Annotated in this window: 12 protein-coding genes and 1 pseudogene; 8 read left to right on the top strand and 5 right to left on the bottom strand. The window is 53.4% G+C overall.

Annotated features, from left to right (window positions below):
• Positions 1-11: 11 nt before the first annotated feature.
• Together FDW98_RS22830 and gorA are read left to right on the top strand one after the other, a co-directional pair.
• Positions 12-854 carry a 23S rRNA (adenine(2030)-N(6))-methyltransferase RlmJ gene (locus FDW98_RS22830; protein WP_096759184.1) on the top strand — a complete coding sequence of 281 codons (843 nt, stop codon included), beginning with the start codon at positions 12-14 and terminating at the stop codon, positions 852-854.
• A gap of 104 nt (positions 855-958) precedes the next feature.
• The gene (gorA, locus tag FDW98_RS22825) at positions 959-2,311 is read left to right on the top strand and encodes a glutathione-disulfide reductase (protein WP_096759183.1); all 1,353 of its coding nucleotides are present in this window, start codon (positions 959-961) and stop codon (positions 2,309-2,311) included.
• 88 nt (positions 2,312-2,399) lie between these two features.
• Here the strand turns inward: gorA and FDW98_RS22820 are convergent.
• Positions 2,400-3,270: pseudogene (locus FDW98_RS22820) on the bottom strand (cytochrome-c peroxidase); the annotation flags it as partial.
• Between the two features lie 308 nt (positions 3,271-3,578).
• On the opposite strand from FDW98_RS22820, the gene FDW98_RS22815 reads away from it, so the two are divergent.
• Positions 3,579-5,228, top strand: a complete 1,650-nt coding sequence (locus FDW98_RS22815; protein ID WP_096759182.1) for an alpha,alpha-trehalase — start codon at positions 3,579-3,581, stop codon at positions 5,226-5,228.
• Positions 5,229-5,258: 30 nt separating this feature from the next.
• Here FDW98_RS22815 and FDW98_RS22810 read toward each other — a convergent pair whose 3' ends face one another.
• Complete coding sequence (locus tag FDW98_RS22810; protein ID WP_096759181.1) at positions 5,259-6,848, bottom strand: STY4199 family HEPN domain-containing protein; 1,590 nt, start codon at positions 6,846-6,848, stop codon at positions 5,259-5,261.
• A 178-nt stretch (positions 6,849-7,026) separates the two neighbouring features.
• Between FDW98_RS22810 and FDW98_RS22805 the strand changes: the two genes are divergently transcribed.
• Entirely contained in the window at positions 7,027-7,566 is a 540-nt protein-coding gene (locus tag FDW98_RS22805; protein ID WP_096759499.1) for a GNAT family N-acetyltransferase, read from the top strand.
• 85 nt (positions 7,567-7,651) lie between these two features.
• Positions 7,652-8,002, top strand: coding sequence for a glycoside hydrolase family protein (locus FDW98_RS22800; RefSeq protein WP_096759180.1), 351 nt, complete (start codon positions 7,652-7,654; stop codon positions 8,000-8,002).
• A gap of 18 nt (positions 8,003-8,020) precedes the next feature.
• Here the strand turns inward: FDW98_RS22800 and FDW98_RS22795 are convergent, their stop codons facing one another.
• Positions 8,021-8,623: a response regulator transcription factor gene (locus tag FDW98_RS22795; protein ID WP_096759179.1), complete on the bottom strand. Its 603-nt coding sequence runs from the start codon at positions 8,621-8,623 to the stop codon at positions 8,021-8,023.
• A 366-nt stretch (positions 8,624-8,989) separates the two neighbouring features.
• Complete coding sequence (locus tag FDW98_RS22790) at positions 8,990-9,748, bottom strand: SDR family NAD(P)-dependent oxidoreductase (RefSeq protein ID WP_096759178.1); 759 nt, start codon at positions 9,746-9,748, stop codon at positions 8,990-8,992.
• Positions 9,749-9,867: 119 nt separating this feature from the next.
• Here FDW98_RS22790 and FDW98_RS22785 point away from each other — a divergent pair, with 119 nt between their 5' ends.
• From FDW98_RS22785 to FDW98_RS22775, 3 genes are all read left to right on the top strand, one after another.
• Positions 9,868-10,767 carry a LysR family transcriptional regulator gene (locus FDW98_RS22785; protein ID WP_096759177.1) on the top strand — a complete coding sequence of 300 codons (900 nt, stop codon included), beginning with the start codon at positions 9,868-9,870 and terminating at the stop codon, positions 10,765-10,767.
• A gap of 47 nt (positions 10,768-10,814) precedes the next feature.
• Positions 10,815-11,843 carry an inner membrane protein YhjD gene (gene yhjD, locus FDW98_RS22780; protein WP_096759176.1) on the top strand — a complete coding sequence of 343 codons (1,029 nt, stop codon included), beginning with the start codon at positions 10,815-10,817 and terminating at the stop codon, positions 11,841-11,843.
• A gap of 333 nt (positions 11,844-12,176) precedes the next feature.
• On the top strand, positions 12,177-13,499 hold the full coding sequence (locus FDW98_RS22775; protein ID WP_096759175.1) for an MFS transporter: 1,323 nt from the start codon (positions 12,177-12,179) through the stop codon (positions 13,497-13,499).
• A gap of 84 nt (positions 13,500-13,583) precedes the next feature.
• On the opposite strand, the gene FDW98_RS22770 is transcribed toward FDW98_RS22775, so the two are convergent.
• Positions 13,584-15,644 (bottom strand): AsmA family protein, encoded by a 2,061-nt coding sequence (locus tag FDW98_RS22770; RefSeq protein ID WP_096759174.1) that lies wholly within the window; start codon positions 15,642-15,644, stop codon positions 13,584-13,586.
• Positions 15,645-15,659 lie beyond the last annotated feature (15 nt).

Below are 15,659 nucleotides of genomic sequence, written 5' to 3'. Positions count from 1 at the left end.
CACGTTTACCCATGCTCAGTTATCGCCACAGCTTTCACGCTGGCAACCACGCCGACGTCCTTAAACACACGGTTCAGAGCCTGATCATCGAGTCGCTCAAAGAGAAAGATAAACCGTTTCTCTATCTGGACACCCACGCCGGTGCGGGCCGTTATCAGCTGAGCAGTGAACGTGCTGAACGTACCGGTGAGTATCTGGAAGGCATCGCCCGCATCTGGCAGCAGGACGATCTGCCGGCAGAACTCGAGCCGTACATCAGCGTAGTGAATCATTTCAACCGTAGCGGTCAACTGCGCTACTACCCAGGCTCTCCGCTGATTGCCCGCCAGCTGCTGCGCGCGCAGGACAGCCTGCAGCTAACCGAACTGCACCCGAGCGATTTTCCGCTGCTGCGTTCCGAATTCCAGAAAGATGAGCGCGCGCGCGTGGCAAAAGCCGACGGCTATCAGCAGTTGAAATCGAAATTACCACCCGTCTCCCGTCGCGGGCTGATCCTCATCGATCCGCCGTACGAAATTAAAACCGACTACCAGGCGGTAGTGGCCGGTATCCACGAAGGCTATAAGCGTTTCGCAACCGGCACCTATGCCCTGTGGTATCCGGTAGTCCTGCGCCAGCAAATCAAACGCATGACCAAAGAGCTGGAAGCGACCGGCATTCGCCGCATCCTGCAAATTGAGCTGGCGGTTCGTCCGGACAGCGATCAACGCGGCATGACGGCGTCCGGCATGATTGTGGTTAACCCACCGTGGAAGCTGGAACAGCAAATGAACAATGTGCTGCCGTGGCTGCACCGCAAACTGGTTCCGGCGGGAACCGGACATACCTCGGTAAGCTGGATCGTACCGGAGTAATCGCAGCCATCGGTGGAACCTTTTGATTTCAGGTATACAATCGCGAATATTTTGGCGGAAGGCATAACGCTTCTCCGCCCTACAATGAACATGAAGGAGCGGTCATGACCAAACACTATGATTACATCGCTATCGGCGGCGGCAGCGGCGGTATCGCCTCCATTAACCGCGCGGCCATGTACGGTCAGAAATGCGCGTTGATTGAGGCCAAAGAACTGGGCGGTACCTGCGTCAACGTTGGCTGTGTACCGAAGAAAGTGATGTGGCATGCCGCACAGGTTCGTGAAGCGATCCATATGTACGGCCCGGACTACGGCTTCGATACCACCATCAATAAATTCGACTGGGACAAGCTGATCGCCACCCGTACCGCCTATATCGACCGCATTCACACCTCATACGACAACGTACTGGGTAAAAATAATGTCGATGTGATCAAAGGTTTTGCCCGCTTCGTTGATGCCAGGACCATTGAAGTAAACGGTGAAACCATCACCGCCGATCATATTTTGATTGCTACCGGCGGCCGCCCGAGCCACCCGAACATTCCAGGCGTGGAATACGGTATTGATTCCGACGGTTTCTTTGAACTGCCGGCACTGCCGAAGCGCGTTGCGGTAGTTGGTGCAGGTTACATCGCCGTTGAACTGGCTGGCGTGATTAACGGCCTGGGCGCAGAAACACATCTGTTCGTGCGTAAACACGCGCCGCTGCGCAGCTTTGACCCGATGATCGTCGACACGCTGGTTGAGGTAATGAATGCCGAAGGCCCGACCCTGCATACACACGCGATTCCAAAAGCGGTGGTTAAAAATGCAGATGGCAGCCTGACCCTGGAGCTGGAAGATGGTCGTAGCCAGACCGTGGATTGCCTGATCTGGGCGATTGGCCGTGAACCGGCAACCGATAACTTTAACCTGGCGGTTACTGGCGTGAAAACCAACGAAAAAGGCTACATCATCGTTGATAAATACCAGAATACTAGCGTTCCAGGAATTTACGCCGTGGGCGATAACACCGGTGCCGTTGAATTAACGCCGGTTGCCGTTGCCGCGGGTCGTCGCCTGTCCGAACGTCTGTTTAACAACAAGCCGGACGAACATCTGGACTACAGCAACATCCCGACCGTGGTCTTCAGCCATCCGCCAATTGGCACCGTCGGCTTAACCGAGCAACAGGCGCGCGAGCAGCACGGCGATGATCAGGTGAAAGTGTATAAATCATCGTTTACCGCGATGTATACCGCTGTCACCACACACCGTCAGCCGTGCCGTATGAAGCTGGTGTGCGTGGGTCCGGAAGAGAAGATTGTCGGTATTCACGGCATCGGCTTTGGCATGGACGAAATGCTGCAGGGCTTTGCCGTGGCACTGAAAATGGGCGCAACCAAGAAAGACTTCGACAACACTGTCGCTATTCACCCGACCGCGTCGGAAGAATTTGTCACCATGCGTTAATACTATAAATGCCGGATGGCGACTGATGCTTTATCCGGCCTACAAACACCATAATATGTAGGCCAGTAAAGCATCAGTCGCCCTTCGGTCACTTATCCTGCATATACGGCGTATAGATCCCGTTGAGGCTTTCAAGGAACGCCACGATATCGTCGATATCTTTTTGCGGCAGTTCTTTGCCTACCTGATAACGCATCATCAGTTTTACCGCGCCGTCGAGGGTTGGCACATCTCCCCGGTGGAAATAAGGTGCAGTCAGTGCAACGTTACGCAATCCAGGGACTTTCTGGCGCAGCTTATCTCGTAATTCATTGGTGACGTTCATTCGACCAATATCTACGGCAGTGACCTCACCAAAATTAAAGTCCTTTTTCAAGCCTAAGGGTTCAAATGAACGCCCGCCTAAAATAATACCACCATGGCAGGTGGCACATTTATTTTCCTTAAATAATTGATAGCCATGTTTTTGCTGGGCCGTTAACGCGCTTTCATCACCCCGTAGCCATTTATCAAACGGTGCATTTGGCGTAATTAGCGTTTTCTCAAACTCAGCAATCGCATCGGTAATATTGTCCCCGCTGAATCCCTGAGGATAAACGGTGATAAATTCTTGTTTCAGCACCGGGTCTTTATCTAACTTCTGGATAATTTCATCCCAGGATTTCGACGCCACCGCCACCGACACCGATTGACGTTTTCCTGCCATCCACACCGCCTGCGTTTAATGCGTGGCAGTGCGCACAGGAGATCGTGCTGTCGCCAGAAATGCGCGGGTCATGATACAGCGTAAAGCCCAGCGCCACTTTGCGGGCATCAGTCGGAATACTTTCCGGTATTGGCTGTACGGGCTCATTGCGATGCTGCGGGGCGGTATCACGGCTGGCGTAGTACTGCTCACGTTGTTTGGCTACCCAGCCAAGAATGTCTTCTCGCTCAGCATCACTGACCTTACCGGCCCAGATTACATGGGCCAGAACTATCATTTGAATAGCCTGCACCTATTACAGGGATCGGACGTTAGCGGGTTCTGTTCACACCTCGTTGCAATCGAATGTTCTGAAAATGGAAAATATACAGATCGCACAAGACCAGTAATTCTTCATTATTATCATTAAGATAGTTTTATTTTTTAAATATTAAAAAACATAAGAACGTGATCAACCGCACGCTTTACTCACCCGACACCGAAGCGAATGTCTACGCTTAACAGACAGCCGGGCAATAGCCGTTTCCTTTCACCATCTCTTTACCGGAGGTCTTTCTCATTATGCTCAACCAGAAACTACCCCACGCCCCTTCAGAAGAACTGACGATCGACCTCGATCTGCTTTATGAAATGGATCCGTGCGAGTTAAAGCTGGATGAAATGATTGAGGCAGAACCTGAGCCGGAGATGATTGAAGGGCTGCCTGCCTCAGATGCGTTAACGCCCGCCGATCGTTACCTCGAACTGTTCGAACATGTTCAGTCGTCAAAGCTGTTTGCCGACAGCAAAGCCTTCCCCGACTGCGCACCCAAAATGGACCCGCTGGATATTCTGATCCGCTATCGCAAGGTTAAGCGGCACCGGGACTTTGACCTGCAGCGCTTTGTTGAGAACCATTTCTGGCTCCCCGAGACCCCCTCGAGTGAGTACGTTTCCAACCCGCAGGACTCGCTGAAAGAGCATATTGACCAGCTGTGGCCAGTGCTGACACGCGAACCGCAGGATCACATTCCCTGGTCCTCGCTGCTGGCGCTGCCGCAGTCATATATTGTGCCAGGCGGACGTTTTAGCGAAACCTACTACTGGGATTCCTACTTCACTATGCTCGGTCTGGCGGAGAGCGGTCGGGGGGACCTGCTGAAATGTATGGCGGATAACTTTGCCTGGATGATTGAAAACTATGGCCATATCCCGAACGGTAATCGGACCTACTACCTGAGTCGCTCGCAGCCGCCGGTGTTTGCACTGATGGTGGAACTGTTTGAAGAAGATGGCGTGCGCGGCGCGCGGCGTTATCTGGATCATCTCAAAATGGAATACGCGTTCTGGATGGATGGCGCAGATTCCCTGGCGTTAAACCAGGCGTACCGTCATGTCATCAGAATGCCGGATGGTTCTCTACTCAACCGTTATTGGGACGATCGTGATACCCCGCGCGATGAATCGTGGATCGAAGACGTCGAAACGGCCAAGCATTCTGGCCGGCCGCCGAATGAGGTGTACCGGGATTTGCGTGCCGGTGCGGCTTCCGGCTGGGATTACTCCTCACGCTGGCTGCGCGATGCGGGCCGCCTTGCCAGCATCCGCACCACCCAGTTCATCCCCATTGATCTCAACGCCTTCCTGTACAAACTGGAAAGCACCATTGCAAACATTTCGGCACTGAAAGGCGATCGCGAAACCGAGGCTCTGTTTCGCCAGAAAGCCACCAACCGCCGCACCGCCGTGGACCACTTTCTATGGGATGATGAAAACGGCTGTTATCGGGATTATGACTGGCGACGCGAAGAGATGGCCCTCTTCTCCGCCGCCAGTATCGTGCCGCTGTATGTCGGTATGGCGACCCATGCACAAGCCGACCGCCTCGCTAATGCCGTACGCAGCCGTCTGTTAACCCCCGGGGGTATTATGGCGACGGAATACGAAACCGGTGAACAGTGGGATAAACCCAACGGCTGGGCACCGCTGCAGTGGATGGCGATTCAGGGCTTCAAGCTGTATGGTGACGACCACCTGGGAGATGAGATTGCCCGCAACTGGTTGAAAACGGTTAACCTTTTTTATCAAGAGCACCATAAGCTTATCGAGAAGTACCATATCGCCGACGGCACGCCCCGTGAAGGGGGCGGCGGCGAGTACCCGTTGCAGGATGGCTTTGGCTGGACCAACGGCGTCGTGCGCCGATTAATCGGTCTCTACGGCGAGCCGTAACGGTCTGACAAGATGTTGCTCATCAGGCCGTCAGTTAATGGCGTCATACAGCGCGGTATGAATTTTCTGCCATTTCTTGTTTTCGGCGTTTGGCTCCGCGCGAGCGCGTCGTTCGGCTTGCTCGGCGTCATACCGTTGGCGCGCGACAACGTCCGGTTTAGCACAAAAACTTTGCAGATAGCTTTTATGCAGCGACGTCAGCGATGCGCCGTTCGACATCGCATGACTTAGCGTACTCATAAACTGCTGACAGGGCTGGGTTTCATCCATCTGCGAGGGATAGCGCAACAACAGCTTCAGCACAGCAGTATTGCCCGCAGAGAACGCCTGCTCCGTCCACGCCAGCTTCCAGTCCATCCCGCCTTGTAAAAACAATGACGTAATGCGGGTATCATTGCGATCGATAGCCGCCCGCATGGTAAACGCATCCCACGAAATACCCATGCGGGTCACGGCTTCCCGTGCGGAAGGAGCATCACGTCGCGGTTCCTCTTGTATGATTTCAACCGATTGACCAGCGGTCACCCGCGGCGCAGGCGAGCTAAATAACCAGAATGCGCCCAGCGATATTGCCAGCACCATCGCGCCAACGACTATCCACAGCATGTTGGAAATCAGCTGCTCACGCTCTTCAGCCGTACGCTGCGCTCGCTTTTCTGGTGGGTCAATGCTGTCGGCAATTTCTTGTTTATCATCCCCGGTCTGTTCAGCCTTTTGCTTTGCCGTTTCCCAGAACTGGCGAACGAGACCCTCATCAGATTCCAGATACGACGCGGGATTGATACGGACACGACGTTCTTCAAATGCCCGCTGCACGGGGTGGGTAATTTGTCGGTACTGATACTTTAACAACATCAGCTGTACCGAGGTCAGCGGCTGCGAAGCAATGATGCTATTGCGTGCCAGTCGGCAGTCATCAAGAAACATACGCAGCGTTAGGCGCGGTTCGACAAACAGCGTGAGTACCGAAGTGTCATTAAAAATCTGGGTAAAGTGGCGCACGAACAGTTTCTTATCGACCACCATCAGCGCCAGCTCGCTAAACAACATGCCGTCCAGCGCATCACGCCCCTCACCCAGCTTAAGCCAGCGGCGTAGCCGGTCAGCACCGAAGTGCTGTTTCAGGAAGCTGTTGAGCGGATGCTGGTCCGGCCATACCCGTGCGACAAGGGCTTTGAGGGTTAACTCTATCGCACGAAGCTGGCTCTGCGCCTGCATCTGCGCCTCGGGACTCTCGGCTTCAATATAGGTTTGATAGTGCAGGATCGGCTGAAGCTGGCGCAGTTGCTCCAGGGCGGCAACAAAGCGCAGCGCAGAAATGAGCTGGTTTTCACTGACATCCTGACCATTTTCATACTGGGGAACGTTTTGCTGAAGATGGCGTAACCGCAGGGTGAATTGGCTTAATTGCGCATCGTTCATCTGCAATCGTCTGGCTACCACTCCCCAGCCCCCCAGATTCAGGCGAGCCTGGTCGAGCTGTTCCAGAAACCAGCGCGGGTCTTTTCCCTCTGCAACATGCACACCTAACAACAACAGGATTTCCACCGATGCCTGGCGGATGATCCCCAAACAGTGTTCAAATGGCGTACATGTCGCCGGTAATGCGCTATTGGTCATCATCGTCCCTAAAAGTGCCGCAACGGTACGGCCTCACAATGGTCTTTATTGCTCTTTTTATAAACGCGACGCCGTGTAACAACGTGCCGGTGTAAACTGAAATACATTCATATAACAAATAAATATGTTTTACAGTGATGACCTCGTAATCATTGAAAATTATCCAGGAGATAAGCCTGTGCCCGTATTAAAAACACCACGGCTGACCTGCCGCCCGCTGACGGCGTCTGATTGGGATTTTTTCTTAGCATTACAGCAGGATTCTGGCGTAATGCACTATGTCTCCGATGCGCGCTCTGAACAAGACGTACGGGCAATATTCGACTCGCGCTTAGCCGAATGGTCTCCCGGAAGCCCACACTGGCTATGCCTGGTCATGTGCGATAACGACTCGGGATCGCCGCTCGGCGTCACTGGATATGTTCACGAAAATAATGAGTGTGCCGAAGTGGGGTTTCTGCTCGCGCCAGAAGCGCAAGGTAAAGGCTATGGCGCTGAGTCTTTGCATGCCGTGTGTGATTTCGCGTTTACAACCGGCGGGCTACACCGTATGACGGCCTGCGTCACCGCCGGCAATTATGCGTCTCGACGTCTGCTGGAAAAGACGGGATTTATTCTCGAAGGTACACTGCGCGAAAGCTATTGGCTGCATCAAACCTGGCACGATGACTGGATTTTCGGCCTGTTAAAGCACGAATATCCGCTCCGAGCGTCATAAGGCGTCTTACTGAAAAAACGGGCTGTATGGCAGGTACCGTAACGGAAGGTTTTCTCTAGAATGGTTCTCTTTGCAGAGAAATCAGATGTACCGCCATTCATCACATTTTACGCCCGCCTGTATCGCCTTTATTAAACAAGGACAGGGATTGTCGCTGGAAAAATATCAGGATGAACGCGGGGTCTGGGTCATTGGCTACGGGCATGAAATCACCGTAGGTGAAACCTTCACGAGCCAAATTTCAGTAGCACAGGCAGAAACGCTGCTGCTCATGGATCTCTACGCCTGCGAGGAATTAATCCAGGCGAAACTGCCGCAACTGAACGATATGTTTCAGCTGGAAGCATTAATTGCGTGGATGTTTAGCGTAGGGATAACCCGGTTTTGCGCATCAGAAATGTGGCCTGCTCATATTTCACAGCCAGAGACGATCTGACCGTGAAATAAGCGTTGATTAATGTACTTCGTTTAACATCATCGCCGCCTGGGTACGGTTTTTTACCTCCAGACGCTGATATAGCGACTCCAGATGCGCTTTTACCGTCCCGGTGCTGATATTTAACAGGCGACCAATTTGTTTATTGGACTCCCCCGCAGCCAGCATGGTCAAGATCTCGCGCTGACGCGAACTTAGTGCTTTTATATTTTGGCTACCGCACGCGGTTGGCGTTAAGCAATCTCTGGGATAAAACATCATGCCCATTGCCACGCTATTGAGCGCCAGCGCAAATGTTTCTGCGTCAGCGTCGCGCGGCACAATGGCCAGCACGTTTAACTGTGTCACCTCCTGCAGCCATTTTTTACGGCAATCTGTGGCGGTGATCAGTACTTTTACCGTCGCATAGCGTTGCGCGAGTTGTTGGAGCAGTTCACGGCAAAACTCACTGCCAAGATCGCCATCAAGCATAACCAACGCATTGGGATTGTCTTCCAGCTTTTGCCAAAGGTCATCTGCCTGACTGACACCCTGAACATCCACTCCTGGAAGATTTTCTTGTAAACTGACATTCATTCCATGAATAAATATTGACTGCCTGTCAAACATTATTACCTGCATTATTTCTCTCCGTCTGAATAAGATATTTGCCTTAACACGCGGAAGGGTATTACCCATGGGGTAAAATAAGAACTCACCATTTGGCAGGGGCCATTCTACCGATGAAAGAAGAAGAGAGAAGCAGAAGTTATGAATAGTTACAGCTCAAACAAAAGGATTACATAAAGAGGTCATAAAAAGACTCTGAATTAAGTAATTCCTTATTATTAGCGCACACCTCTCGCCAAGTAATATTAATTAATCAGAGTCTATGCTTTTCACCAAAAATAAGGAACATGGCATATCAGGGAAATATGTTACAAAAAACAATGTAGCATGAAGTGCTTATTTAATCAGAGTCAGTGACCGAATAAGCACGGGACGGGGTTACAGGAACATCCCGCCAGAGACCTCAATGCGCTGCGCGGTCATCCACGCCAGGTCATCACTAAGCAACGCAGCGATGGCATCACCAATATCATCCGGCAGCCCGACACGCCCCAATGCGGTTTGCGAGGCAATATACGCATTCAGCTGCGCATTGTCCCGCACGTTCCCGCCGCCAAAATCGGTTTCAATCGCGCCGGGCGCAATAATGTTCGCCGTAATACCGCGCTCCCCCAACTCTTTTGCCTGGTAGCGGGTCAGCACTTCCATCGCGCCTTTCATGGCGGCATAGGCGCTGTAGCCTGGCAGGGCAAAACGCGACAGCCCGGTCGACACATTGAGGATCCTGCCCCCTTGGTTTATCAGCGGCAACAGGCTCTGTGTCAGGAAAAAAGGCCCTTTAAACTGGATGTTCAAAAGCTGGTCAAACTGCGCTTCGGTGAAGGCAGAATACGGCGCAGTTATGCCGATTCCGGCGTTGTTCAATAAATAATCAAACCTCGCACATTGCCACTGGGTTTGTAGCGTCTCCTTCATTTGTTCAACAAAGCGCGGAAACGTTGAAATATCGCCGACATTCAGCGGCAATGCTGCTGCTTTGCCGCCAAGTTGGCGAATATCATCCACCACCTGTTGAGCTTCTTTTTCATTGCTGTTCCACGTCAGAATGATGCCCATTCCTTTACTCGCCAGCTTAAGCGCCGCGTTTTTCCCCAGTCCACGACCGCCGCCGGTCACCAATACAATACGTTGCGTCATAAGAAACCTCATTTCAGGCGTTGTGAAGATTGAGATAAAGCTTATTAGGTGTTAGAAAAACAATAAATATGTCGAATTGCGCATTACTGTTTCCCTGGGAACAACAATAGGGCAGAGAGATGGATAAAATTCACGCAATGCAGTTGTTCCTCCGCGTCGCAGAACTGGAGAGTTTTTCGCGTGCGGCCGACACCCTCGGACTGCCTAAGGGAAGCGTATCGCGACAAATCCAGGCGCTGGAAAATCATCTGGGTACCCAGTTGCTGCATCGCACCACCCGCCGCGTTCAGCTGACCCAGGACGGGATGATCTATTACGAACGTGCGAAAGATCTGTTGAGCAATCTGGATGAGCTGGACGGACTTTTTCATCACGATCCCACCAGCATCAGCGGTAAACTGCGGGTCGATATGCCGGTTGGCGTGGCCAGAAATCTGGTGATGCCCCGCCTGCCTGCCTTTTTGCATCAGTATCCGGGACTTGAGCTAGAACTCAGCAGCAGCGACCGTCTGGTGGATTTAATCCGTGAGGGTTTCGACTGCGTGGTGCGCGTGGGTGCGCTGAAAGATTCAGGGCTGATTGCCCGCCCGCTGGGGAAATTGACGCAGATTAACTGCGCCAGCCCACAGTATCTGGCCCGTTTTGGTTATCCCGAAAGCCTGGACGATTTGGCCTCGCATGCGGTGGTGCATTACGCGGTAAATCTGGGTACCCGTTCGCAGGGCTTTGAAATAGCGACCGACAACGGGCCCCGCTGGATAAAAACCGGCGGCATGCTGACGGTGAACAGTACCGAAACCTATCATGCGGCCTGTCTTGCCGGGTTGGGCATCATTCAGGTCCCACGCGTGGGTGTACGTGAGGCATTGCGCGCCGGTACGCTGGTCGAAGTCTTACCGCAGTATCGCGCCGAACCGATGCCGGTTTCTCTGCTGTATCCACATCGCCGTAATCTCTCCCGCCGGGTCCACCTGTTTATGGAATGGCTGACCGGCGTGATGAAAGACTATGTGGACTGACGCGCTATACTGTCCTGTGAATGCACAGAATAAGGACTACCGCCCTGATGACGCAGGAAAAAGACGTAAAACGCCCCATTCAGGAACTTGAGCACGCGCCGATCGCCAAAATTGACACACCAGAGCGTGACCAGGCAGAAACCAACAATAAGACCCATCAGGCGCTGAAAACAGCCCTGACTCTGGCGGAACGCGTTCAACGCCAGCCCATGATCGCCCACCTTATCCGCGCCGCAGAACGTTTTAATGACCGGATGGGAAACCAGTTTGGCGCGGCAATCACCTATTTCTCGTTCCTGTCGATGATCCCTATCCTGATGGTATCGTTCGCTGCCGCCGGTTTTATTCTCGCGTCGCACCCCACGTTATTGCAGGATATCTTCAGTAAAATCCTGGCCAACGTCAGCGATCCGACGCTGGCATCCACGCTGAAAAACACCATCAATACCGCCGTTCAGCAACGTACCACCGTCGGGCTGGTCGGGCTGGGTATCGCCCTTTACTCCGGGGTTAACTGGATGGGAAACCTGCGCGAGGCCATTCGCGCCCAGTCGCGTGATGTCTGGGAACGCACGCCGCAGGATCAGGAGAAAATCTGGGTTAAATATCTGCGCGATTTTGTCTCGCTGATTGGATTACTGATTGCGCTGATTGTCACCCTGTCAATTACCTCCATCGCCGGTTCCGCCCAGCAGATGATAATTTCGGCCCTGTACCTCGATGGTATTGACTGGCTGAAGCCCGCCTGGCGACTGATCGGCCTGGCGATCTCTATTTTCGCCAACTATCTGTTGTTCTTCTGGATTTTCTGGCGACTCCCGCGTCATCGCCCACGTAAGAAGGCGCTCATTCGCGGTACCTTTATTGCGGCCTTTGGCTTTGAAGCAATCAAAATTATTATGACTTACACGCTGCCGTCGCTGGTGCAATCCCCGTCAGGCGCGGCGTTTGGCTCGGTATTAGGTCTAATGGCTTTCTTCTACTTCTTCGCCCGTTTGACCCTGTTCTGCGCCGCCTGGATAGCCACCGCGGAATACAAAGACGACCCGCGGATGCCGGGGAAAACACACCGATAATCTTCGTTAACTGCCGGATGGTGCTACGCTTATCTGCCCTACTGGTGAGTTTTGTAGGCCGGATAAGCGTAGCGCCATCCGGCAATTATAATGCCGCCCGCTCTCACTGATTCAGTGAATAAATCCAACCCGTAACTTTTATTTAACCAAAAACCAGTTTTATCATCCAAGTTTTAAATTATGTGAAGCATTTCATAGAAGCGAAATCTTCGGCCTAAACATTATCCCCTTTTTGCCCGATTTTTGACCAAGCGCAACGATTGTTACAGATTGAAATGTCTCTTTTGCTGTGCGTAATATGACCGTTCGTTCGACAAAAAATAAGAAAATAATATGCAAGCAACCGCCACAACGCTCGACAACGAACAGGAACACACCCCGGTCAATTCGCGCAATAAAGTCGTCGTCGCCTCACTCATCGGTACCGCCATTGAGTTCTTCGACTTCTATATTTACGCGACCGCCGCGGTGATCGTTTTCCCCCATATCTTCTTCCCGCAGGGCGACCCGGCGGCGGCCACGCTGCAGTCTCTCGCCACCTTTGCTATCGCCTTTGTGGCGCGGCCGATCGGCTCGGCGGTGTTCGGACATTTCGGCGACCGCGTCGGGCGTAAGGTCACGCTGGTTGCTTCGCTGCTGACCATGGGGATTTCGACGGTGATTATCGGCTTGTTGCCGGGTTATGCGTCGATTGGGATTTTCGCCCCGATCCTGCTGGCACTGGCGCGTTTTGGTCAGGGATTGGGTCTTGGCGGTGAATGGGGCGGTGCTGCATTGCTGGCCACAGAAAATGCCCCACCACGCAAACGAGCGCTCTATGGGTCCTTCCCGCAGTTGGGCGCACCGATCGGCTTCTTCTTTGCCAACGGCACGTTTCTGCTGCTCTCCTGGCTGCTGACCGATGAGCAGTTTATGAGCTGGGGCTGGCGTGTACCGTTTATAGCCTCTGCGGTACTGGTGATTATCGGTCTGTACGTTCGCGTCTCACTGCATGAATCCCCGGTGTTCGCCAAAGTCGCGGCAGCGAAAAAGCAGGTCAAGATCCCGCTGGGAACCCTGCTGACAAAACATGTTCGCGTCACGATCCTCGGCACGTTTATCATGCTGGCGACCTATACGCTGTTCTATATCATGACCGTTTACTCAATGACCTTCAGTACCGCCGCCGCCCCTGTGGGCCTTGGTTTACCGCGTAATGAAGTCCTGTGGATGCTGATGATGGCGGTGATTGGCTTTGGCGTGATGGTCCCGGTTGCCGGACTGCTGGCCGACGCGTTTGGTCGTCGCAAGAGCATGCTCATCATCACCACGCTTATCATTCTGTTCGCCCTGTTCGCCTTTAAACCGCTGCTGGGGTCTGGCAATCCGGCGCTGGTCTTTGTCTTCCTGTTGCTGGGGCTGAGCCTGATGGGGCTGACATTCGGCCCGATGGGCGCGCTGCTGCCGGAGCTGTTCCCGACCGAGGTGCGCTACACGGGCGCGTCGTTCTCGTATAACGTTTCATCGATTCTCGGCGCGTCCGTGGCCCCCTACATCGCGGCATGGTTGCAAGGTAACTATGGCTTGCCGGCCGTCGGGATTTATCTGGCCTCGATGGCCGCATTAACGCTGATCGCGCTGCTGTTAATCCACGAGACGCGTCATCAGTCGTTGTGATTATTTTGCCGGATGGCGGTGTAACCACCTTATCCGGCCTACGTTGAGCATGAAATCCAGGCCGGGTAAACATCCGGCCAGACATCACTTCTTCATTTGCGACAAAATCGTCCGGCACTGATTAGCCTCACCTTCTGACGGTGAGATCAGTGCCAGCAGGGCGGCAGCCGGTGTGACGAGCGTTGCCAGTGCCGCGGCGACGGCCCCACGCGCAATCAACGGCCCTGCTTTCACTCCGGCCTGCGGATTTTTGAATGTCCCGCGAACATACAGCGGTGAGCGCAGCGTAATAATACGAATGCCTTTACTCTCCGGATCGACGGTTAAATCCAGCTGTTCAGAGGCAAAACTCGCTGTTCCGGTAACATTGATAACCGCATTTTCGGTATCAAAAGCAAAAATTTGCGGGCGCGCAACGCCATTGACGATATCCAGATTCGCCGCCGCACAGTTCACTCGCACTTCGTCATCACCAAATATCTGTCCGACGATATAGTTGCCCAAATTCAGCCCCACTATTTCCATCAGGTTTCGACTGATCAACCCATCGTTCATCAACAACTTCAGGTTGCCATTACTGTTTCCGAGCAGCGCAGCCACCGAATTCCCGCTCCCGCGAAATTCGGCGTCACCGTTCATTTCACCGAGCGTTTTCTGCATCAGTTCTACATCCGGCATCAGCTCTTTCAGCTTCAGACGACGCGCCTGAATAGTCGCCCGGCCCTGCATCGGCTTTTTATCCCCTTCCAGATGAATGCGAGAGACGAAGCTGCCTCCCGCCAGACCAAATTTCAGCGGCTGCAGTTGCAGGTCGGCATTGTTCAGGATGATATGGGCGGAGAGATCGCTTACCGGCAGGCTGCTGCCATGCTCAATACGCCGTCCCTTGAAGCGCACATCAGCATCCATCACGTTCCATTTATCGGTTTCGAAACGGTCGTACGGCAAGACTTTATCCGCGGGCTGAACGCTCTTTTCGCCTTTACGCTGTTCAGATTGTTTGGCGCGTTGTGCACCTTTTCCGGAATCCACGCCAATCAGCGGCCCTAAATCCGCCAGCCGCAGCTGGCGCGACTCAACGTCGCCTTCCAGTTTCGGGCGCGGCTGGCCGGTGGTGTAAGCCAGCGTGCCGTGAATATCGCTGTCGCCGATGCGGCCATTAAAGTCGCGATAACTAAATACGGCAGATTTCTCGCTGCCTATTTTGGCCACCAGCCGCCCGTCAGTTTCAAAGGGGGGAGTATCCGGCAGCAGAACGCCGGTCAAATCGTACAAATCCCCGAGCGAATCACCGGAGAATTTCAACTGAAGATCGACGCCGCCCATATTCATCGGGTCATTTACCGCACCGACAAAGGCCACCCGCGTATTAGCTGAACGGAAATCGGCCTGCACCGGGAACGGTGTGCCTTCGCCGCGTAACGCCAGCATCCCACCGATTTTTCCACTGCCGGTTAGCGGTTCACCGCGATACCGCCCTTGTGCCTTCAGGCCGAAAACGTAATCGCCAACGTTGGCACGCTTTTCTGTGCTTTTCGTTCCCGTCACTTCGCTAAAGGGCAACGGTTTGCCCAGCGGATCAACGACGATCTCAATCTCCGATTGGGTGATCTTATCGTTGATGGCGATACGTCCTTGATCGAACAAAATATTATCGAGTCGAAATGACCAGACTGAAGGCGGGGTGTTGGGATCGGGGTTTTCACTCCCTGCGAGGGTAAAGGTCCAGTTGTTGTTTTTCTCCGACAGGCGAATAAGCCGCGCATCCGGCTGCTCCAGCTTAATCCACGGTAGCCAGACCGTTTTGGTCAGCAACGCCAGCGGCGCGAGTGTGGCTTCAACACGCGGGAGATGCACCATGGTGATGTCAGGGATATCCGGCGGGTTGCCGAGGATAATATCCTCCGCATGAATGTGCGGCCACGGAACCCAGCTTCGCCAGCCGGTTTCCTGCTTCTGGCGTTCCCAGACGACGCCCAAATCACCGCGTATCGCGAACGGTCGGTTGAGTTCAGTAGAGACTTTCTGGTTGATGGTCGGTTTGAGCCGGTTCCAGTCAAATGTCGCAATCACGATGATGAGTACGACGATCAACAACAAGAAAACCCCTGATGCTGCTGTGGTTATTTTACCTGCTTTCGTCATCTTTTACCTCCTCAC

Source organism: Citrobacter sp. wls711 (assembly GCF_005281055.1).
In the GTDB taxonomy this organism is placed as follows: Bacteria; Pseudomonadota; Gammaproteobacteria; order Enterobacterales; family Enterobacteriaceae; genus Citrobacter; species Citrobacter gillenii.
Note: the sequence above shows the minus strand (reverse complement) of the source record. Positions and strands in the feature narration are given on the sequence as shown.

Excerpts from the sequence above, each read along its gene's own strand:
- FDW98_RS22785 (WP_096759177.1), top strand. The coding sequence starts at position 9,868 with ATGGATAAAATTCACGCAATGCAGTTGTTCCTCCGCGTCGCAGAACTG.
- FDW98_RS22815 (WP_096759182.1), top strand. The coding sequence starts at position 3,579 with ATGCTCAACCAGAAACTACCCCACGCCCCTTCAGAAGAACTGACGATC.
- FDW98_RS22830 (WP_096759184.1), top strand. The coding sequence starts at position 12 with ATGCTCAGTTATCGCCACAGCTTTCACGCTGGCAACCACGCCGACGTC.
- FDW98_RS22775 (WP_096759175.1), top strand. The coding sequence starts at position 12,177 with ATGCAAGCAACCGCCACAACGCTCGACAACGAACAGGAACACACCCCG.
- FDW98_RS22800 (WP_096759180.1), top strand. The coding sequence starts at position 7,652 with ATGTACCGCCATTCATCACATTTTACGCCCGCCTGTATCGCCTTTATT.
- yhjD (WP_096759176.1), top strand. The coding sequence starts at position 10,815 with ATGACGCAGGAAAAAGACGTAAAACGCCCCATTCAGGAACTTGAGCAC.
- FDW98_RS22790 (WP_096759178.1), bottom strand. The coding sequence starts at position 9,748 with ATGACGCAACGTATTGTATTGGTGACCGGCGGCGGTCGTGGACTGGGG.
- FDW98_RS22795 (WP_096759179.1), bottom strand. The coding sequence starts at position 8,623 with ATGCAGGTAATAATGTTTGACAGGCAGTCAATATTTATTCATGGAATG.
- gorA (WP_096759183.1), top strand. The coding sequence starts at position 959 with ATGACCAAACACTATGATTACATCGCTATCGGCGGCGGCAGCGGCGGT.
- FDW98_RS22810 (WP_096759181.1), bottom strand. The coding sequence starts at position 6,848 with ATGACCAATAGCGCATTACCGGCGACATGTACGCCATTTGAACACTGT.
- FDW98_RS22770 (WP_096759174.1), bottom strand. The coding sequence starts at position 15,644 with ATGACGAAAGCAGGTAAAATAACCACAGCAGCATCAGGGGTTTTCTTG.